The organism is Microbacterium gorillae, assembly GCF_050990725.1.
Classification (GTDB): Bacteria; Actinomycetota; Actinomycetes; order Actinomycetales; family Microbacteriaceae; genus Microbacterium; species Microbacterium gorillae_A.
Genome location: NZ_CP158844.1, coordinates 148,278 through 168,103, shown reverse-complemented (window position 1 = coordinate 168,103; position 19,826 = coordinate 148,278). Strand labels below are relative to the sequence as shown.

19 protein-coding genes are annotated in these 19,826 nt (G+C 68.9%); 10 read left to right on the top strand and 9 right to left on the bottom strand.

The window, feature by feature from the left end; all coding sequences use genetic code 11:
- Position 1: 1 nt before the first annotated feature.
- Positions 2 to 1,243, top strand: a complete 1,242-nt coding sequence (locus tag ABTV68_RS00765; protein ID WP_433675710.1) for a hypothetical protein — start codon at positions 2 to 4, stop codon at positions 1,241 to 1,243.
- A gap of 22 nt (positions 1,244 to 1,265) precedes the next feature.
- Here the strand turns inward: ABTV68_RS00765 and ABTV68_RS00760 are convergent, their stop codons facing one another.
- Together ABTV68_RS00760 and ABTV68_RS00755 are read right to left on the bottom strand one after the other, a co-directional pair.
- Positions 1,266 to 1,472 (bottom strand): cold-shock protein, encoded by a 207-nt coding sequence (locus ABTV68_RS00760; protein ID WP_433675709.1) that lies wholly within the window; start codon positions 1,470 to 1,472, stop codon positions 1,266 to 1,268.
- A gap of 161 nt (positions 1,473 to 1,633) precedes the next feature.
- A complete protein-coding gene (locus ABTV68_RS00755) occupies positions 1,634 to 2,473 on the bottom strand; it encodes a DsbA family protein (RefSeq protein ID WP_433675708.1) in 840 nt (279 codons plus the stop codon).
- Positions 2,474 to 2,753: 280 nt separating this feature from the next.
- On the opposite strand from ABTV68_RS00755, the gene ABTV68_RS00750 reads away from it, so the two are divergent.
- Entirely contained in the window at positions 2,754 to 3,539 is a 786-nt protein-coding gene (locus ABTV68_RS00750) for a hydroxypyruvate isomerase family protein (RefSeq protein ID WP_433675707.1), read from the top strand.
- A 238-nt stretch (positions 3,540 to 3,777) separates the two neighbouring features.
- On the opposite strand, the gene ABTV68_RS00745 is transcribed toward ABTV68_RS00750, so the two are convergent.
- Entirely contained in the window at positions 3,778 to 4,701 is a 924-nt protein-coding gene (locus tag ABTV68_RS00745; RefSeq protein ID WP_433675706.1) for an aldo/keto reductase, read from the bottom strand.
- Between the two features lie 132 nt (positions 4,702 to 4,833).
- A complete protein-coding gene (gene trxA / locus ABTV68_RS00740; RefSeq protein ID WP_433675705.1) occupies positions 4,834 to 5,220 on the bottom strand; it encodes a thioredoxin in 387 nt (128 codons plus the stop codon).
- 192 nt (positions 5,221 to 5,412) lie between these two features.
- Here trxA and ABTV68_RS00735 point away from each other — a divergent pair, with 192 nt between their 5' ends.
- The 8 genes from ABTV68_RS00735 (at position 5,413) to ABTV68_RS00700 (ending at position 14,254) form a co-directional block, all read left to right on the top strand.
- On the top strand, positions 5,413 to 6,093 hold the full coding sequence (locus tag ABTV68_RS00735) for an Abi family protein (RefSeq protein ID WP_433675704.1): 681 nt from the start codon (positions 5,413 to 5,415) through the stop codon (positions 6,091 to 6,093).
- A gap of 208 nt (positions 6,094 to 6,301) precedes the next feature.
- Entirely contained in the window at positions 6,302 to 7,714 is a 1,413-nt protein-coding gene (locus ABTV68_RS00730; RefSeq protein ID WP_433675703.1) for a hypothetical protein, read from the top strand.
- 35 nt (positions 7,715 to 7,749) lie between these two features.
- A complete protein-coding gene (locus tag ABTV68_RS00725) occupies positions 7,750 to 8,832 on the top strand; it encodes a dihydrodipicolinate synthase family protein (protein ID WP_433675702.1) in 1,083 nt (360 codons plus the stop codon).
- Complete coding sequence (locus tag ABTV68_RS00720) at positions 8,829 to 9,887, top strand: NAD-dependent epimerase/dehydratase family protein (RefSeq protein WP_433675701.1); 1,059 nt, start codon at positions 8,829 to 8,831, stop codon at positions 9,885 to 9,887. The genes ABTV68_RS00725 and ABTV68_RS00720 overlap by 4 nt, the downstream gene beginning before the upstream one ends.
- Positions 9,874 to 11,064 carry a CaiB/BaiF CoA transferase family protein gene (locus ABTV68_RS00715; protein WP_433675700.1) on the top strand — a complete coding sequence of 397 codons (1,191 nt, stop codon included), beginning with the start codon at positions 9,874 to 9,876 and terminating at the stop codon, positions 11,062 to 11,064. The genes ABTV68_RS00720 and ABTV68_RS00715 overlap by 14 nt, the downstream gene beginning before the upstream one ends.
- A complete protein-coding gene (locus ABTV68_RS00710) occupies positions 11,061 to 11,834 on the top strand; it encodes an enoyl-CoA hydratase/isomerase family protein (RefSeq protein ID WP_433675699.1) in 774 nt (257 codons plus the stop codon). Before ABTV68_RS00715 ends, ABTV68_RS00710 begins: the two co-directional genes overlap by 4 nt.
- A 4-nt stretch (positions 11,835 to 11,838) precedes the next feature.
- Positions 11,839 to 13,230: an FAD-dependent oxidoreductase gene (locus tag ABTV68_RS00705; RefSeq protein ID WP_433675698.1), complete on the top strand. Its 1,392-nt coding sequence runs from the start codon at positions 11,839 to 11,841 to the stop codon at positions 13,228 to 13,230.
- A 10-nt stretch (positions 13,231 to 13,240) separates the two neighbouring features.
- Complete coding sequence (locus ABTV68_RS00700; RefSeq protein WP_433675697.1) at positions 13,241 to 14,254, top strand: LacI family DNA-binding transcriptional regulator; 1,014 nt, start codon at positions 13,241 to 13,243, stop codon at positions 14,252 to 14,254.
- 225 nt (positions 14,255 to 14,479) lie between these two features.
- Here ABTV68_RS00700 and ABTV68_RS00695 read toward each other — a convergent pair whose 3' ends face one another.
- Genes ABTV68_RS00695 through ABTV68_RS00675 form a run of 5 tightly spaced genes read right to left on the bottom strand, consistent with a single transcriptional unit; the run spans position 14,480 to position 19,667 of the window.
- A complete protein-coding gene (locus ABTV68_RS00695) occupies positions 14,480 to 15,361 on the bottom strand; it encodes a DUF6807 family protein (RefSeq protein WP_433675696.1) in 882 nt (293 codons plus the stop codon).
- The gene (locus ABTV68_RS00690; RefSeq protein ID WP_433675695.1) at positions 15,348 to 16,466 is read right to left on the bottom strand and encodes a Gfo/Idh/MocA family protein; all 1,119 of its coding nucleotides are present in this window, start codon (positions 16,464 to 16,466) and stop codon (positions 15,348 to 15,350) included. The genes ABTV68_RS00695 and ABTV68_RS00690 overlap by 14 nt, the downstream gene beginning before the upstream one ends.
- Positions 16,463 to 17,350: a carbohydrate ABC transporter permease gene (locus ABTV68_RS00685; RefSeq protein ID WP_433675694.1), complete on the bottom strand. Its 888-nt coding sequence runs from the start codon at positions 17,348 to 17,350 to the stop codon at positions 16,463 to 16,465. Before ABTV68_RS00685 ends, ABTV68_RS00690 begins: the two co-directional genes overlap by 4 nt.
- Positions 17,340 to 18,347, bottom strand: coding sequence for a carbohydrate ABC transporter permease (locus tag ABTV68_RS00680; RefSeq protein WP_433675693.1), 1,008 nt, complete (start codon positions 18,345 to 18,347; stop codon positions 17,340 to 17,342). The genes ABTV68_RS00685 and ABTV68_RS00680 overlap by 11 nt, the downstream gene beginning before the upstream one ends.
- 6 nt (positions 18,348 to 18,353) lie before the next feature.
- Positions 18,354 to 19,667 (bottom strand): ABC transporter substrate-binding protein, encoded by a 1,314-nt coding sequence (locus tag ABTV68_RS00675; protein WP_433675692.1) that lies wholly within the window; start codon positions 19,665 to 19,667, stop codon positions 18,354 to 18,356.
- Positions 19,668 to 19,826 lie beyond the last annotated feature (159 nt).

Below are 19,826 nucleotides of genomic sequence, written 5' to 3'. Positions count from 1 at the left end.
CATGTGGGAGGCGATCTATCCGTCGCTGATCATCTTCGGGGGCACCGCGGTGGCGATCGCCGCCATCACGTGGATCGTGCGACGTGTCCGTCGTCGCCCGTCCGCTCGAATCGCCGCTGAGGGCGCGCGGGAGAACGCCGGCCGCGCGCTCGTGCGCCTCGACGACGCGATCTCCGAAGCAGACATCGAGCTCGGTCTCGCCGGCGCGGTGTACGGCGGCAAAGAACCGGCCGCGCTCGCCCGCGCCCGTCTGCGCGCCGTCCAGGTGCGCGACGACGGCTTCGGCCGCCACCGCGCGCTCTCCGATGCACCGCCGGCGGTTCCTGTGCTGCGTCAGCGATCCGACCGGCTGCGCGTCGAGGCCGATCGTGCGGTGACCGAACTCGAGGAGGCCCGCGACCAACACGCCGCATGGCTTCGCCGCAATGCCGACGCGCCGCGGCAGATCGCTGCGCTGCGCCGTCGCATCGCAGAGGTCACCGACCAGCTCGGCACACCCGGCGTGCGCGAGCAGGAACTGGCCGATCGGTTCGCCGACGACGAGGCGAAGAACACCACCGTGCCCCTGCGCACCGCGCGCGAACGCCTGGAAGTCGCGCATCAGTCTCTGGCTGCCGCGGAGGAGATGCGCGACGATCCCACCCAGCCGATCCTCGAACGACTCACCGACGCGGAGCGCGCGTTGCGGGAGGCGGAGCGCGCGATGCAGTCGGCCGATCAGGCCTATGAGCAGACCCGCGCCGCCGCGAACGCCGCGCCGACGGAGATCGCCTCGGTGCGTGCGGACATCCGTCGTGTCGTCGCCCTGCAGCGAGACGTGCCGCCCGTCGCCGCGGCGCGACTCGGTGAAGCGGCGGAGAAGGCGACGGCCGCGGTCGACGCGCTGGAGCCGCGTGCCACAGCCGAACCCAGCGCGGTGATCGCCGGGATCACGCGCGTCCGTGACCGCCTCGACCTGGCCGTAGGCGATGCTCGCACGGCACGTGCCCGGCTCGACGGCGCGAAGAATGCGCTGCCGGGAACGCTCGCCACCGCCCGCATGCTGATCGGCCGCGCCGAGCAGTCGGTGGCCGCCGGATCCTCGTCGGAGGCGCGGATTCGGCTGGCGTCAGCCCGCGACGAGATCGCTCGTGCGCGCAACGCCGACGACGTCGTGGCCGCGCTCGACGCGGCGCGTCGTGCCGTCCGACACGCGGAAGACGCCGATGCGCTCGCCCAATTCGGACGAGCGCATCGGTTCTGAGATTCGCGGGCGAATCCGAGAGTCAGAGGGGACGGATGTTCTCCGCCTGCAGACCCTTGGGACCCTGAGCGACGTCGAACTCGACGCGCTGGTTGTCCTCCAGGCTGCGGTAGCCGGTGCTGTCGATGGCCGAGTAGTGTGCGAACACGTCAGCGCCACCCTCGTCGGGAGAGATGAAGCCGAAGCCCTTCTCCGAATTGAACCACTTGACGGTGCCTGTCGTGCTCATTACTTACCGTTCTTTCGGGTGCACTCCTGTCGTGCACCTTTGGGGATTGTGGTCCCCAACCTAGTGGAACGGATTCTCATATCACAGAGGTCGGTTACGGATGGTGACCGAAACGTGACCGGAATGGGATACGAATTGGCGGAATGGGATACGAAGTCGGGCTAGGGGGTCTGAGCGTCGATGACCGTGCGGAAGTCCGCCTCGGGAAGCGCGCCCGACAGGACCTCATCGCCGATGACGAAGAACGGCACGCTGGTCACTCCCATCTGCTGCGCACGCGCGGTGTCGGCGGTGACGGCGGCCGTGAGTGAGGGGTCATCGAGGGCCGCGGTGAAGGCGGCGATGTCCGGCACTCCCGCCTCCTGTGCGAATCCGATGAGGGTCTCGCGCGGCATGTCGGGGTGGCCGGACGCGGGAGCTGCCGCGTATAGCACGCGCAGGAACTCGCCGAAACGTCCCTGTGCCGCAGCCGCGCGAGCGGCGACAGCGGCGGCGGTCGACTGCTCGCCGAAGAACGAGACGTCGTGCACTTCGTAGCGCACGATGCCCGTGTCGACGTAGTCGGCGATGATGGCCGGCATCGTCTCGTTGGTGTACTTGGCGCAGAACGGACAGCGGTAGTCGACCCACTCCACGATGGTGACGGGAGCGTCGATGTCACCGAATGCCATGGGGTCATCCGCGGTGCGGCGGGCGACCTGTTCGGCGAGCGGCGCGGCCGAATTCCCGGAGGGGGTGCTGGTCGGCGTGGGAGTCGACGTCGATGCGGGTGCGGGGGCCGCCGCGACGGCAGCGGGACGCAGCGCCAGCAGGATCACCGCAATCAGCAGGCCAAGCGAGACGACGCCGAGAATCACGTTCAGGATCGTGGCGGTCCGCAAGCGACCGCGCAGTTCGCGCTCCAGGAGCGCCTGCGGTGCGGGTGCGCCCGGAGCGGGGGGCACGGGCGATGCAGATGCCGCGTTCTCGGGGGCGGTCGGATTCTGGACGGGTTCGGTCACCTCCTCAGGGTAGGCGACCGCGAAGCACGCGGATGACGGCGGCATCAGAGTGCTGACGAGCTCAGGTCGGCGGCGATGGCGTCGCGCAAGCGCGGACGGCGCGTGCCGTCCATGCAATGGGAGGAACACCGACGCCGCTGCGGGCCTCGGGGCGCCAGGTTCGGCCATCGCCGAGCAGCGGGCACCGATCTGCTGCTCCGATGCCGATCAGGCGCGGCCCCAGGCTTATGGTTTCACTGCGAGAAATCTCAGTTCCGCAACCTGACATCGAGGGCGATTCATGAGCTACACCGTCAACGCCTCCATCCTCCTGACCGAGCTACCGATCCTCGAGCGCCCGGCCGCCGCGAACGCTGCCGGCTTCAACGCTGTGGAGTTCTGGTGGCCCTTCCCCATCGCCGTTCCCGCCGCGGATGAGGTCGATGCCTTCGTCTCCGCCGTCCAGGACGCGGGCGTACAGCTGACCGGCCTGAACTTCTTCGCCGGCGACATGCCCGCGGGCGACCGTGGACTGGTGTCGTGGACCGGCCGTCAGGACGAGTTCCGCGCCAACGTCGACGTCGTCGTCGGCATCGCCGAACGCCTCGGCACCCGCGCGTTCAATGCCCTGTACGGCAACCGCATCGAAGGCGTCGAACCTCGGGCCCAGGACGACCTGGCCGTCGAGAACCTCGCCATCGCCGCCCGCGCCGTGGCTCGCATCGGCGGCGTCGTGTTGCTGGAGCCGCTGAGCGGTGCCCCGGCGTATCCACTGACGACCGCTGCCGACGCCCTCGCCGTGATCCAGCGGCTGAAGGACGAGCACGGCATCGAAAACGTGAAGCTGCTGGCCGATTTCTACCACCTCGCCGTCAACGGCGATGACGTCCCCGCGGTGATCGCGGGCCACGCGGCCGACTTCGGCCACATTCAGATCGCCGACGCCCCCGGCCGCAGCGAGCCTGGCACCGGCGACCTGCCACTCGCACAGTGGATCGCCGACGCCCAGGCCGGCGGCTATGCCGGCTACATCGGGCTCGAGTACAAGGCCACCCAAAACGACCCGTTCGCCTGGATCCGCGCCTGACATGCATCGCTGAGGGGCCGCGGCCCGAGCAACATCGCACTCACTGACGCGGCATCACGCCCTTCCCCTGTCCGCGACCCTCATCTCGGTGGCCACCGGGTGCACCCGTAGCCAGTGCACGGTTGACAGGCGAACGGACGCGCGGAGTCGTCACCGGCTCGCCTTCGCGCACGACACGACCGGCGCGAACAGGCCCATCCCCGAGCGCGATCCTCGGGGATGGGCCTGTGTGTTCGGGTCAGCGAGCCGAGGCCGCCGTGAGAGCGTCCAGCTCGGTGTCGGTGAGCTGCAGATCGAACGATGCCACCAGCGCCGGAAGCTGCTCGGGCGTGCGCGCGGAGGCGATGGGTGCGGCCACCGACGGACGCGAACGCAGCCAGGCCAGGCTCACGGCGGTCACCGGCACGTCGTGCGCGGCGGCGATGCCGTCCAGCACCTCCAGCAGGGCGAGGTTTCGGGGGTCGTCGAGGTAGCGCGCGGAGTTCGAGCGCGCCGTGTCGACATCGGCACCCGGTCGGAACTTGCCCGTGAGGAAGCCGGCGGCGAGGGCGAAGTACGGCACCTCGCCGATGCCCAGCTCCAGCAACGTGGGGATCAGCTCGGCCTCGGCATCGCGCTCGACCAGGTTGTACTGGTCCTGAGCGAACGAGATCGGCGTGAGCGAGTTCTCGGCGATGATGGCCGCAGCGGAACGGATGCGAGCCGGCTCGAAGTTCGAGACGCCGACGGTGCGAACCTTGCCCGCGCGCACGGCCGCGTCGAAGGCGCCGAACGTCTCCGTCTGCTCCACGTTCGGGTCGTCCCGGTGGGCGAAGTAGATGTCGATGTGGTCGGTCTGCAGGCGACGCAGCGAGTCCTCGAGTGCCGCCGCGATGTTCGCCGCGGACAGGCCGGGACGCGACTCGAGCGAGAACACCTTGGTTCCGATCTGCACGCGGTCGCGCACACCGGGACGCGCAGCCAGCCACTCGCCGATGATCGTCTCCGACTCGCCGCCCGAGTTGCCCGGAATCCACGCGCTGTACACGTCGGCGGTGTCGATCGTGGTGCCGCCGGCGTCCACGAATGCGTCCAGGATGCGGAAGGAGGTGTCGCGGTCAGCGCTCCACCCGAAGACATTGCCGCCGAGGATGAGCGGGCCCACAGTGATCGTCTCAGTCATGCATCCAGCCTAAGAATCCCGCTCCAGCCCGCGGGCCGCTGCGACAGAGGATGACGCCGCGTGACAGACGTCGAAAGCTGGAAAACGCCGCCCGAAGCGCTCTGCGGGCGACGTTTCCGACTTTCGGCGGAGTCAGACCTGCGCGCCGTCGGCGGCACCGGCCTCCTGCTCGGCGATCTGGCGGCGAACGTCGTCCATGTCGAGACCCTTCACCGCGGTGATGACCTGCTCCAGCGCGGGCTCGGGCAGCGCGCCGGGCTGGGCGAAGACGAGGATGTTGTCGCGGAAGGCCATGAGCGTCGGAATCGACGTGATCTGGAACCCGGCGGCGAGCTGCTGCTCGGCCTCGGTGTCAACCTTTCCGAAGACCACATCGGGGTGGGCTTCGGAGGCCTTGTCATAGATGGGCGCGAACATGCGGCACGGACCGCACCACGATGCCCAGAAGTCGACGAGCACGATGTCGTTGTCGTTCACCGTCGACTCGAAGTCGGAGAGGGTCAGATCCTTGGTCGCCATGCTCCCACGCTACGCGGTCGGCGGGACGTTGGGGCCGAATCGAACTGTGGATCCCGTGGGCGGGACACGCGCGGTGGTCTACGATGACCGTGTAAGCCCCGTGTGGACCGCTGGATCTCGACCAAGTCGCCGGGGCTTTGCTCTGTCCACAGGCGGCATCGGACACCGGTGTGCGTGCGCGACGATTGCTGCATGTCCGACCTCTGGATCGATTCGTGGCTGAGCGGAGCCCGCTTCCAGCGCTACGTCGATGAATGCTCCGGTGATCGCGGCGAGGCGCTGCGACTGTACGAGTGGAACTCTGAGCTGTCGCAGGTGCTCATGCACGACATCTCCCATTTCGAGGTGGCGCTGCGAAACGCCTACGACGCGGCCATCATGCAGTCGTGGCCGCACTCCACGCACTGGCTGCTGCACCCCGACTCCCCCGTGGTCACGCCGATCTGGCGCACGCGAGAGGTCAACGGCATCAAGCGCGGAACCGACGTCAACGAGGTGAACCGAAAGAGCGTGGATGAGGCGATCGCCCGCTGCGGCTACGGGCGTGCGACTCCTGGCAAGGTGATCGCGGAGCTGTCGTTCGGGTTCTGGCGCCAGCTGACGACGGCGGCGATGGAGAAGACGGTCTGGGTTCCCTATCTGCACCGCGCCTATCCGCAGCGCACGTCGCGTCGCCTCATCGATCGCGATATCGCCGCGATCAACAATCTGCGCAATCGCATCGCGCATCACGAGCCGCTCCTGCCCACCACGATCGACGTCCCGGCAACGCACCAGGCGATGCTCGCGTGCCTGCGTACGCTGGCCCCGGAGGCGCACGCGCACGTGCTGCGCACCTCCCGCGTCGCCGAAACCCTCGCCCGCATGCACTGAGTCGGTCAGAGTTCATGCCCCATCTCCCCGTCCTGCCGCTCCGAACCCGCACGTCACCCCCGCGAGACGTCCGTCTGTGGGCGAGAATCCGCGCAACGCGGCGATTGTCGCCCACAGACGGAAGTCTCGCGGGGAGGGGAGTTGCGCACAACTATTGAACAATCGATTGTGCTTCGCTAGAGTCGCATCGATCACCGATGGAGCTGATGTGTACGAGATCACCGAAGTCACGGCGCGGGTCGCGCATACCGACACGCGCATCCCGTTCCGGTACGGCATCGCCGAGATGACTCGCGCGCCGCACGCGGTGATCGAGGTGCGCGTGACGGACGGGCGACGCTCGGCGCTGGGCTTCGCGGCGGAACAGCTTCCCCCCAAGTGGTTCACCAAGGATCCGCACTCCGCCTTCCGCGACGACCTGCGCGACATGGTCGCCGTCATCGACAACGCGGTACGCACCGCGATCGACCTGCGGGCCGCGAGCGCGTTCGCGCTGTGGCGTCAGTTGGACGAAGCGCAGGCGGACTGGGGTCGCGCGCACGACATCCCCGGACTTCTCAGCGGGCTGGGCACCGCACTCGTCGAGCGCGCCGTGATCGACGCGGTCTGCCGCCTGGAGGAGACGCCCTTCGCGGCCGCGCTGGCCACCGGCGTGCTGGGCTTCGACGCCGCAGCGATCCACGACGAACTGCGCGGAACCGCGTTCTTGCCGCAAGCGGTCGACCGCCTGCACGTGCGACACACCGTGGGCCTCGGCGACCCACTCACCGATGCCGAGGCCGGCGCCTCCCCCGACACGCTGCCGGTGAGCCTGGTGTCGTCGATCCGGCGATACGGACTCACCCACCTCAAGATCAAGACCCGCGCGAGCGCCGACGAGGACACCGAGCGCCTGCGCCGCATTCGAGCCCTTACCCGTGAAGAAGGGATCGACGCGCGTTTCACGATCGACGGCAACGAGTCGATGACCCGCGCGGACGACCTCACCGAGTGGTGGGAAACGCTCACGGCCGACGACGATCTGCGCGACTGGTTCGCGAGCGGGCTGATCGCCATCGAGCAGCCGTTCGCCCGATCGGTGGCGCTGGACCCCGCGGTCAGTCATGCCCTGCGTGCGTTGCCGCGCGGCACCCGCGTCATCATCGATGAGTCCGACGACGCCGTCACCACGGTACGAGAAGCGATGGACCTCGGTTACGCCGGCGGCACGTACAAGGGATGCAAGGGCGTGTTCCGCGGCGTCGCGAACGCCGCACTCATCACCGAACGCGGCCGCACCCGCCCCACCATCCTCACCGCGGAGGATCTCGCCACGCTCGGACCCATCACCGTCCCGCAGGACATCGCGGTCGCGGCGACGCTCGGCCTGACCCATATCGAGCGCAACGGGCACCACTACTTCGGTCGGCAGGCCGATCTCGGCGACGACCTCACCGAGCGCCTCGCCGATGCACACCCCGACCTCTACGCGCATCAGGACGGTCGCGTGCGACTTCTCGTCACCGACGGGGCCGTATCGACGCGCTCCGCGCGGGCCGCGCCGTTCGGGCTCATTCCCCTGCCGCACCCCGACACGCTTCCCGCCCTCACCGTCGAGAACGCCACCCGCGGCATCGACTGATCTCCCCCAACCCGATACCCCCACCCTGGAGCCCCATGAGCAATCGATTGCATGAGGAGCGCGTCGCCACTGCCCGTCGTCTGCTCGCGCGAGGCGGGGTGATTCCCGCGCATCCCCTCGCGCTCGACGCCGACCGCCGACTCGATGAGCGCCGCCAGCGCGCGATCAGCCGGTACTACCTCGACGCGGGTGCCGATGGGCTGGCCGTCGGCGTGCACACCACCCAGTTCGGGATCCGCGCCGCCGGACTCTTCCCCGACGTGCTGCGGATCTCCGCCGAGGTCGCCCGGGAGCACGCGGATCGTGAGCCCGTGCTGGTCGCGGGCGTCATCGGCGACACCGCGCAGGCCATCGCTGAGGCCGAGCTGGCGCTGTCCCACGGGTACCACGCGGTCCTGCTGAACGTGGCCGCATGGCGAGGAGCCGACGAGGACGACATCCTCGCGCACTGCGCCGCTGTCGCCGAGGTCGCACCCGTGATCGGCTTCGCCCTTCTTCCCGAGGTCGGCGGCTTCCACCTGTCGTACGACTTCTGGCGCCGCTTCGCCGCGATCCCCTCGGTCGTCGCGATCAAGATGGCGCCGTTCAACCGCTACCGCACCCTGGACATCGTGCGCGCTGTGGTCGCTGCGGGTGCCGAGCAGCACATCACGCTGTACACCGGCAACGACGACCACATCGTGCTCGATCTGCTCGCGCCCTTCGACGTCGCACACGACGACGAGCTGGTGCGGGTGCGTGTGGCCGGCGGACTGCTCGGGCACTGGAGCGTATGGACTCACGCCGCCGTCGCCCAGTTCGACACTCTCCGCCGCGCGGTCCGCGCCGGCGCCGTGCCCCCGGACCTGCTGGCGCTGGATTCGCGCGTGACCGACGCGAATGCCGCCATCTACGACGCCGAGCACGACTTCGCGGGCTGCATTCCCGGGTGTCTGGAAGTGCTGCGCCGCCAGGGTCTCGTCGAGGGCACGTGGTGCCTGGACCCTGACGAGACCCTCTCTCCCGGACAGCTCGAAGCCATCGACCGCGTCTGGCGCGAACATCCCGATCTCGCCGACGACGACTTCGTCGCGGCTCACCTTTCCCGCTGGCTGGACACCCCTGGAGGATCGCAATGACATCACCCACGACGCCCCTGCTGACCCGCGATTCGCTACCCGAGGCCTTCCGCGACGTCGAGCACCTCGAGGACTTCATGTCGCTGCCGACGGCGGAGACCGTAGCCGACCTCGCGGCACTCGACGGCGACATCATGATCCTCGGCGTCGCCGGCAAGATGGGGTTCTCCCTGGCGCGGATGACCAAGCGTGCGGCCCCCGACAAGCGCGTGATCGGTGTCTCGCGATTCTCCGAAGCCGGCGGAGAAGAGCGACTGCGCTCGCACGGCGTCGAGACGATCGTCTGCGACCTGCTCGACCGCGAAGCAGTGGCTGCGCTTCCCCGCATTCGAAACATCATTTACATGGCGGGCCTGAAGTTCGACTATCGCGGCCGCGAGGACTTCCTGTGGGCGATGAACACCCTCGCGCCCGCGATCGTGGCCGACACGTTCCGCGATTCGCGCATCGTCGCGCTGTCCACCATCCACGTGTACCCCTGGTCCGACCCGCGCCGCGGCGGCGTGACGGAGGCGACCCCGCCCGTGGCCCGTCCCGGCGAGTACGCCAACTCCGTGGTCGGCCGCGAGCGCACCTTCCAGTACTTCAGCGGTCTGCACGGTACGCCGGGTCGCCTGGTGCGCTTCGTGTACGCGATCGACATGCGTTACGGCGTGCTGCAGGAGATCGCGAACTGGGTGCGCAACGGGTCGGTCATCCCCCTCGCGACGGGGAACGTCAACATCCAGTGGCAGGGGGACGCGATCAATCACTTCGCGCGGCTGCTGCGCCATGTGGAGACGCCGGCCACCCCCATCAACATCGGCGGACCGGAGTGCATCAGCGTGCGGCACGTGGCGACGCGCTTCGGGGAGCTGTTCGGCGTGGAGCCGGTGTTCGACGGCAGCGAATCGGACAACGCCCTGTTCGTGAACTGCGACGCCGCCGCCGACCTACTGGGAAATCCCGTCGTGACGCTGGAGCCGATGCTGCGCTGGGTGGCCGAGTGGGTGGGCTCCGGCAAGCCCGCGTACGGCAAGCCGAGCAAGTTCGAGGTGCGCAATGGCATCTTCTGAGAACCCGCGGATGCTCGACGGCATCCGGGTGGTGAGCTTCACCCACTTCCTGCAGGGTCCGTCCGCCACGCAGCTGTTGGCGGACCTCGGTGCAGACGTCATCAAGATCGAGCCTCATTCCGGCGCCTTCGAGCGGTCGTGGAGCGCGCCCGATCGGTTCCTCAACGGCTACAGCCCGTTCTTCGCGCTCGGCAATCGCAACATCCGCAGCATGGCGCTGGATCTGAAGCATCCCGATGCCCGCGGGATCGTGCGGGACCTGCTGGCCGACGCGGACGTGCTCATCGAGAGCTTCCGACCCGGCACGCTGGATCGACTCGGATTCGGCTACGACGAGGTCGCCTCCTTCAACCCCGGGATCGTCTACGCCTCCCTGTCCGGCTACGGGTCGGATGGACCGTATGTCGACCGACCGGGTCAGGACGTGCTGATCCAGGCGCTGTCCGGACTCGCCGCGGCCACGGGCGGGGCGGACGCGCCGCCGACGCCGGTGGGCGCCAGCATCGTCGACCAGCACGCCGGCGTGCTCGGCGCGTTCGGGATCCTTGCCGCGCTGCACGGTCGCGCCCGCACCGGGCGCGGCACCCGGGTGGAGAGCAACCTCCTCAACGCCGCGCTGGATCTGCAGATCGAGCCGCTGACGTACGCGCTGAACGGACTGACCGGCGAGCGTTCGAGCGCCGGAGTCTCGTCGATCTACTACACCGCCCCGTACGGTGTCTTCCGCACCGCGGACGGGCACCTCTGTATCTCTCTCACCTCCGCGAAGCTGCTGGCCACGGTGTTCGAGGACGACGACTTCCTCACCGACCGCGGCGCGGCCTACGAGGCGCGCGACGACATCAACACTCGCGTGGCAGAGCACATGCTCACCCGCAGCACCGCGGACTGGACCGAACGATTCACGGCCGCGCGGATGTGGTTTGCACCGGTGAACGGGTATGCCGACGTGATGGCGGACCCGCAGGTGACGCACAACGAGTCCTTCGACGAGTTCGACGACCCGGCTGCCGGAGCCGTCCGCGTGCTGCGCCATCCCGTGCGCTACGGCGGCGTCCGGCCGGGCGTGCGAACCATCCCGCCGGCGCTGGGCGCGCACACGCGCGAGATCCTCGCCGAGCTGGGCTACAGCGCCGAGGCCATCGAGGGGCATTTCGAACAGGGAGTCGCATCGTGAGTGAGATCATCGTCCGCACCTCCGGTCGCGTGCACCACGTGATCCTGAACCGGCCGGACAAGCGCAACGCGCTGACGGCCGCCATGATCGACGCGCTGCACGCGGCGCTGGACGAGGCCGAATCCGCCGGAGCCGCGGTCCTGGTCATCACGGCGGATGGCCCGATGTTCTGCGCCGGCGCGGATATCGCCGGATACCGGGACGCGGCGGAAGACCCGGTCGCGCTGCGCGTGTTCACTGATCGCGCCCGGGGGCTCTGCGAGCGACTGACGCGCACGGACCTCATCATCGTGGCCGGCGTGGGCGGCACCGCGCTGGGCGGCGGCTTCGAGCTGGTGCTCGCCGCCGACATCGTGATCGCCGTCGAGGGCGCGCGATTCGGACTGCCGGAGCTGAAGCTCGGGCTGATCCCCGGTTGGGGCGGCACACAGCGTCTCACCACTCAGCTTGGACCGGCACGGGCGAAGCGTGCGATCCTCCTCGGCGATGCGCTGACGGCGACGGAACTGCACGAGGCCGGGCTGATCGCGCGGCTCGTCGCGGACGCTGCTCAGGTGGATCAGACCGTCGACGACGTGGCGGAAGCGCTGGCCGCCGGGCCCACGGCGGCTCTCGCGGCGGCCAAGCACGCGATTACCGCCGCCCACCACGCAGATGCGGGATACCGCATCGAGCGCGAAGGCCTGCTCGCGCTGTTCGGCTCCGCCGACGGCCGGGAGGGCGTGCGCGCGTTCGTGGAGAAGCGTCCGCCGGTGTGGATCGGGCGGTGATCGCATGCTGCCGCCGCACACGTCGCCGCTGTTGGACCGGTGGCGCCTTCCCCCGCCCCTGAGCCCGGATCACACGCTGCCCGTCCTCGCCCACGTCGATGTGCTGGTGGTCGGCGCAGGACCCGCGGGGGTCGCCGCCGCCGTCACCGCCGCGGAAGCGGGAGCATCGGTGATGGTCGTGGAACGCTATGGATTCGCCGGTGGCGCCGCCGTAGCGGGGATGTCGGGCACGATCTGCGGCCTGTACCTGGCGAGCGAAGACGCGACGCAGGGTCCGGTGCAGGTGGTCCACGGCTTCAGCGAGCGCTTCCGCCGGGAGCTGGATCACCGTGGCGGCCTCACCGCGCCCCAGCGATACGGCCGCACCTTCACTGTGGCGCACGATCCGCTGCGCTGGCGGGAGACGGCCGACGATCTGCTCGCAGCAGCGGGAGTTCGCGTGGTCTTCCATGCCGCCGTCACTCGCGCGATCGCCGATGGTGATCGCTGCGAAGGCGTCGTGATCACGTCTGCTGCGGGGGAAGTCGCCGTGCACGCCAGCCGCATCATCGACGCATCGGGGGATGCCGCCGTGGTGGCGCTGATGGGTGGCGACTACCGCTTCGGCGACGCCGGACGCATCCAGAACCCCACCATGTTCTTCCGGTTGGGCGGGGTCGATACGGATCGCTTCTGGGAGGCGTTCGGCGACGACACGATCTGCCCACCCTGGGTCACGGACCGCATCAGGGAGCAGCGAGACGCGGGAGCCGACCTCCCCCGCGAGAAGATCTGGGTCTTCCGCACGCCCCGCACCGGCGAGCTGATGGTGAACGCCACGCGGCTGTCGGCGCCCGACGGACGGGTGCTCAACGTCATCGACCCCGAGGACTTCACGATCGCCGAGACGGCCGGCCGCCGGCAGGTGCGGGCCTATGCGCGCTTCTTCGCCGAGGAGATCGCGGGGTGCGCGGACGCGCACGTCGTCGACACCGGCGTGGAGGCCGGCATCCGCCAGACCCGCAGCATCGCCTCGGTCTCCGACTTGACCGCAGCGGACGTGGTGGAGCTGCGCAAGCGCGACGATGGAATCGTGCGCTCGCCGTGGCCCATCGAACTGCATGATGGAGCGCGCCCGCGCCTGCACTGGCTCCTGGACGACTGGTACGACGTCCCGTATGGATCGCTGCTGCCGGAGGCCGTCGAGAACGTCATCGTGGCGGGCCGATGCCTCGGTGCCGACCACGAGGCGCTCGCCTCTGCGCGCGTCACCGCCCAGTGCTTCGAGTACGGCGCCGCCGCCGGATTCGCGGCGACTCTGTCGCTGGACGACGGCGTCGCCCTGCGCGACGTTCCCGTCGCACGCGTTCGCGAAGCCATGACGGCCGCCGGGAGCTCCCTTGGTACAGCGCGCTAACCTGGGATCCATGACGCGGCTCAAGGACGTGGCCGCGGCGGCGGGAGTCTCGCCGTCGGTGGCCTCACGGGTGCTCAACGCTGACGCTGACGCCCGCGTGAATGCGGAGACCCGTAAGCGCGTGCTGGAAGCAGCCGCCCGCCTCAACTACGTGCCCGATCATCGTGCCCGCGCCCTGCGCCTGTCCCGCTCGGGTGCCGTCGGCCTTGTGGTGCCGGAGGTCAACAACGCCATCTTCGCCAGCCTCTACGCGGGTGTGCAGGAGACCTGTCAGGCCCAGGGGTCGGCCGTGCTGCTCGGTCAGCTCAACGCGCAGAGCGGCGGCCGCAACGGCCTCGCGGCGCTGGTCGGCAACGGACGCGTCGACGGCGTGATCCTGCAGCGCGCCGAGGGCGTCAGCGACGACAGCCTCGGCCAGCTCATCGAGCTTCCGATCCCCGTGGTGCTGTTCAACTCTCGGTTGGACGGGCACGTCGGGTCGGTGGCGCTGGATGACCACCGCGCCGTGGCCGTCGCACTGGAGCACCTGGTGTCGCTCGGCCATCGGGATGTCGGATTCATCGCCGGCGCGGATCAGCACGATGCGGCCGCACGTCGTCTCGAAGGATTCACCACCTCGATCGCGGCGCTCGGCATGCGGACGCGGTCGGAGTGGATTCAGCCGGGAGGCTGGGAGGCGCCGCAGGGTGCCGCAGCGATGCGACGGCTGCTGTCCGTCGACGAGCGCCCGACCGCGGTGGTGGCTGCGAGCACGAACGCCGCCGTCGGCGCGCTTTCGGCCGCGTTGGCCGGGGGCGTGAGCGTCCCGGATGAGCTGTCGCTGATCTGCGTGCAGGACGCGTGGGTGGCCGAGTACACCACTCCGGCGATCAGTGCCGTCGCGATGCCCATGCACGCCGCCGGTGGCATCGCCGCGCGCATGCTGCTGGACCACCTCGGGGGCACCGCCCTGGAGGACGTCGTGGTGGGCCAGCCCCGCCCCGTCCTCCACGAGCGCGGCTCCACCGCTCCGGTCGCAGACTGAGCTTGCCCTCGGTTGCGGAGCGAGCGAGATGACGGGACTCAGCGAGACGAGGCTGAGTCGCGGATGCAGAACAGCGCATCGCGCGAAGGCACTGCGCCTCGCTGGCACTCGCTCAGCAACCCGGGGGGTGTTCAGCGGCGCTCGCTTGGTATGTGAGGGGCCGCGGTGCGGGGGCGGGCCGGCGTTGCCGCTCGGGTCGGTCCGCCCCCGCACCGCGGGGGCACGTTACAGCGCGGCGCGCACTGCCGCGGGGTCGACGTGCCCGTCCAGCACCAGGAGGCGGTGCCGGAAGTGCAAGGGCGAGGCGGCGGGGAGCACCAGATCCTCGTGGTAGGCGCTGGCCCATCCGATCGCCGAGAACGGATCGAAGCGGTAGAGCCACGCCTGAGCGCCGGGAGCCGACGGATCACGGAACGACAGCCCGAGGGTGACCGCGGCGCCGTCACCCGTGCGTCCATGCACCACGAGCGTGCGGGACTCGGCACCGGAGGCCGTGATCTCGCCATCCTCGCCGTACAGACCCTCGGCGGCGAAGTTCTCCCCGAGCCGCAGGAACAGACCGCCATAGCCGCCATCGGGTCGGCCACGGCCAGCCGGCGTGGACAGCGCGACGTCGGCGCCGGTGAGGCTGCGCAGCTCGGTGTCCAGCTCCAGCGCGTAACCGTCGGTGCCGTCCACGCTCAGCGGAACGATCGTCCACCGGCGGCGTTCGTCGATGAGCTCCTCGTCGTCGCGTCCGCGCCAGCGGACTCGTTCCGAAAGCCGATCCGCATCGTCCCAGCCCTCGTGCGACAGGGATCCGTGATCGTCGATCACCGTGTATCCGCGCTCGAGATCGTGGAAGGTGCCTCCGCCCCACAGGTTGTGGCCGTCAACCCGCGGGAACGCGAACTGGAGTCCGTGGTGCCAGGGATGATCCTCCGGCGCGAACCCGGTGATCTCCACCCCACCGCGGGTGCGCAGCGGATGGAAGTGCGGCTTGGGCAGATCAACGCGGCTCACGTCGGACGTGAGCGCGTAGTGCGCGATCAGATCGTCGCCGATGCTGACGTCCACACCGTCCGGCGCGTGCTGGATCCGAACCTCAGAAGTCTCAACGGAGGGCATGCTTCGCCTCCGCCCGCGCGGGTCCTGCGGCATCGAGCGCCTCGTAGAACGGATCGCCCGCGGCGATCTCGCCCCGGGTCACCGGAGCACCGACCGCCGAGGACTTGTACAGGGCCGTGAGGAACTCCAGCGTCTCGCGCGCCTCGGCGCATGTGAGTTCGGGCTGACGCCCGTCGCGCCAGTGCGCGAGGATGTTCGCCAGTTGCGCCCGGTGGGCCTGCACCGGCTCCTCGGGCTCCGCCCAGTCCTCCACCACGCGGGTGCCGTCGGCATCCGTGCGGCGCACGGACCACTCGTCGAGCAGCGGCATGTACAGCGTGTGCAGGTCCACCGTGGCGTCCTCGGCCATCACCTGCAGGCGCGTCTCCTGGTTGTGGCTCAGCACCGTGGAGAGCATCGTCGCGAGCGCGCCGGAGCGGAAGCGGACGGATGCCACGCTGGCGTCCTCCACCTCGATCGGCCGCGACAGCGTGTCGGCGTAGGCGGCCACCTGTTCCCACGGCGAATCCATCAGCCAGAGCAGCAGGTCGATCGCGTGGTGAGCCTGGCTGGTGGTGGCTCCGGCGAACTCGGTGCGGAACTTCCCGCGCCAGGCGGCCTCCCAGTAGTCGGGACCGCGATACCAGCTGGTGTGCGCGACACCGAGGAGCGGACGACCCCAGGTCCCCGCCGCGAGAGCATCGCGCACCTGACGCGAACCCCCGGAGTAGCGGAACTGCGACACCGTCACACACCACTGTCCCGTGCGCTGCTCGGCCTCACGGATGCGATCGGCCGAGGCGAGCGAGCCGGTCAGCGGCTTCTCGCAGAACACCCACGATCCGGCCTCCATCGCCTGGATGCTGAGCGGCTCGTGCAGGTGCGGCGGAGTGGCGATCACCGTGATGTCCGGTCGCTCCGCGGCCAGCATCTCGCCGAGATCCGCGTAGCCACGCGTGGGACCGAAGGTCTCCACGGCGTCGGCCAGACGTGCCGGGTCGAGGTCGACGATCGCGACCAGCTCAGCTTCGTCCGACAGTGCGGTGACGGCGGGGAGGTGAGCTGCGGCGCCGATTCCGCCGGCGCCGACGACGGCGATCCGTGCTCTCTTCATCAGTGTGGTCATCCCTTCAGACCTGTGGTGGCGATTCCGGTGGTGAGGTATTTCTGGCCGGCCAGGAAGAAGCCGAACAACGGGCCGAGCGACAGGACGGCCATCGCGAACATCGGCCCCCAGGCGTTGTCGCCGTTGGCGTCGAGGAAGGCGTTGAGGCCGAGCGGGACCGTGTACGTGCGCGGGTCCTGCAGGTAGATCATCGGGGTCAGGAAGTCGTTCCAGGTCCAGATGAACGTGAAGATGGCCGTGGTGGCGAGCGCGGGGATGGTCAGCGGCAGCACGATGTGCCAGAACGTCTTCCAGGGTCCTGCGCCGTCGATCTTCGCGGCCTCGTCGAGCTCACGCGGAAGTCCGCGCAGGAACTGCACCATGAGGAAGACGAAGAACGCATCGACCGCGAGGAACTTCGGCGTGATCAGCGGTAGGAACGTGTTCACCCAGCCGAGGTTGGCGAACAGAATGTACTGCGGCACCATCAGCACGTGATGCGGCAGCATGAGCGTGCCCATCATGCAGGCGAAGAAGAAGGCGCGCAGCTTGAAGTTCAGGCGAGCGAACGCGTAGCCGGCGAGCGTGCAGGCGAACAGGTTGCCCACCACGGACAGGACCGCGACGATCGTCGAGTTCAGGAAGTACGTGCCGAAGCCGATTCCCGAGCCGCGCCAGCCGCGCTCGTAGTTCTCCAGCACCACGGGGTTCGGCAGCGGGGAGATCTCGGTGAAGATGTGCGCGCCGTCCTTGAACGAGGCACCCAGCATCCAGATCAGCGGGTACAGCATCACGAAGCCGACCCCGATGAGCAGCAGGTGACGCAGCGCGTTGCGACCGCGCCGGTTGCGGCGGAAGCCGTCGGCGACGTCGCGCGAGTAGTCGGTGGTGATCTCAGTCGTCATAGTGCACCCAGTACTTCGAGGCCCAGAAGTTCACGGCCGTCACGGCGGCGATGCCCACGAAGAGCACCCAGGCCATGGCGCTGGCGTAGCCCATCTGGAAGCCGGTGAAACCGCGCTGATAGAGGTAGAGCGTGTAGAACAGGGTCGAGTTGACCGGCCCGCCCGTGCCGCCGGAGATCACGAACGCCGGCGTGAAGGCCTGGAACGCGCCGATCAGCTGCAGGATCAGGTTGAACAGCACCACCGGCGTCAGCATCGGCAGCGTGATGTAGCGGAAGCGCTGCCAGGTGCCCACACCGTCCACCGCTCCGGCCTCGTACAGCTCGTTGGGAATCTGTCGCAGAGCGGCGAGGAAGATCACCATCGGAGAGCCGAACGTCCAGACGTTCAGGATGATCAGCGTTCCGAGCGCGGTCTCCGGGGAACCGACCCAGCTCTGTCCGTCGATGCCGAAGATGCCGAGGATCTGGTTGATCAGACCGTTGTGCCCGAACATCTGCCGCCACAGCACCGCGATCGCGACGCTCGCGCCGATCAGCGAGGGCAGGTAGTAGATCGAGCGATAGACCGCGAGGCCACGCAGGCCGCGGTTGAGGATCATCGCCAGCAGCAGCGCGAAGGCCAGCTGCAGCGGCACCGAGACGAAGACGTAGATCAGGGTGACCTTGACCGACTCCAGGTACTTCGGATCGTTCGTGAACAGCTTCACGTAGTTGTCGACGCCCACCCACTTCGGCGGCGCGAGCATGCTGAAGTTCGTGAACGAGAGGTACAGCGAGTACAGCATGGGGCCCAGGGTGATCACGAAGAACCCGATGAGCCACGGCAGCAGGAACAGGTAGGGAGCGATCCGCTCGTTCAGGCGCGCGGCGCGCAGTCCGCCGCGGCGACGCGGTCCCCGCGTGGTGCGGGGGCGCTGCGTCCCCCGCACCACGTGCGGCTCGTCACCCTGCGACGGCAGATCGTCGGCCGTCAGCCGGTCAGCAGAGAGAGCCATGTCGGATCAGCCCAGTTCGCTCTTCGCCTGCGCGAGGAACTGGTCGGCCGCGTCACTCGCGGAGAGCTTGCCGAACTGCACCTGCTGCGCGAACTCCGCGAACAGCGTGTTCACGGTGCCGGAACCGGTCGGCGCGGGCACGGGTGCGGCAGCGCCGTTCTCACGGACGCTCTCGATCAGCTCGATGGCCTTGGCGTTCGCCTCGTCGACGTCCGCGGTCGCGTCCTTCACCACATCGGCGTTGGCCGGCACACCGCGATCGATGCCGAGAATCGCATTGGCCTCGGGGTCGTTGAGCAGGAAGTTCACCAGCTTGGCGGCCTCGGCGGGATGCTTGGACTGGCTCGAGATGATGAGGTTCATCGCGGCGCGGAGGTACTGACCGGGGGTGTCGCCCTCGCCCGGCATGCGCGTCAGCGCGAGCGGGTTCGGAGCGGTGCCGACAACACCGGCGTACTGGTTGGCGAACAGGAACGTGGAGGTCGCCGTGCCCTGCACGACGGCGTCATACGGCGACGCGTACTCGCTCGTGACGTCGGGCGGCGTGGCGGCCTTCGCCTCGCGCATGTCGCTCCAGTAGTCCCAGTAGTCCACCAGGGTGTCCTTGGTGAATCCGATGCCGTCGGCGGTAAGGAACTCCTCGCCGTTCTGCTTCGCATACACCTCGAACACCTGGTAGCTGTGCGAGAGGTCCGTGACGCCGTAGACCGTGCCGCCCGAGGCCGCCGAGATGGCCGTGGCGTAGGTCTTCAGGTCGTCCCAGGTGTAGCCCTCCTTCGGCACCTCCACGCCGTACTCGGCGGACTTCGTCTCATCGAAGATGAAGGCGTGGGTGCTGAGGCCGAACGTCAGCGCGCTGAGGGCGCCGTCGATCGTGTTGGTCTCCAGCAGGTCCTTCGGCCAGCCGTCCAGCGAGAGGTTGCCCTCGGAGACCGCGTCGTTGAGGTCCACGGTCTGCCCGCGGGAGGCGAACTCGCGCAGCACCTCGTTGTAGAACTGGATCACATCGGGCGAGTTGCCGCCGGTGTACTGGGTCGTGATCTTGTCGAGGTAGCCGTCGAAGCCACCGAAGTCGCGAACGACGGTGATGCCGGGGTTCTTTTCCTCGAACAGGTCGAGGGCGGCGTTCGTCTTCTCATGACGAGCGTCCGAACCCCACCACGACATGCGCAGCTCGACGGGCTCCTGAGCCGCCGAGGACTCGCCGCCGTCACTGCCCGCGGGAGCGGGGTCCGAGGACGCGCCGCAAGCGGAGAGCGCCAAGGACAGGACGGCCGCACCGGCCGCCAGGATCAGGCCTTTGCGGCCTCGCTGTGTCACCACGATTGTTTTCCGTTTCTCTTCGTTGAGCCCGAACTGTCGACCCCTCGGGTAGCGGGATCGTCTCGTTCGGTGGGACGGGGGGCGATTCGAAAGCCAGTTGCACAATCGATTTCGCAACTTCTTGTCTGAACTATAGGACAGCACATCCGCTCCGGT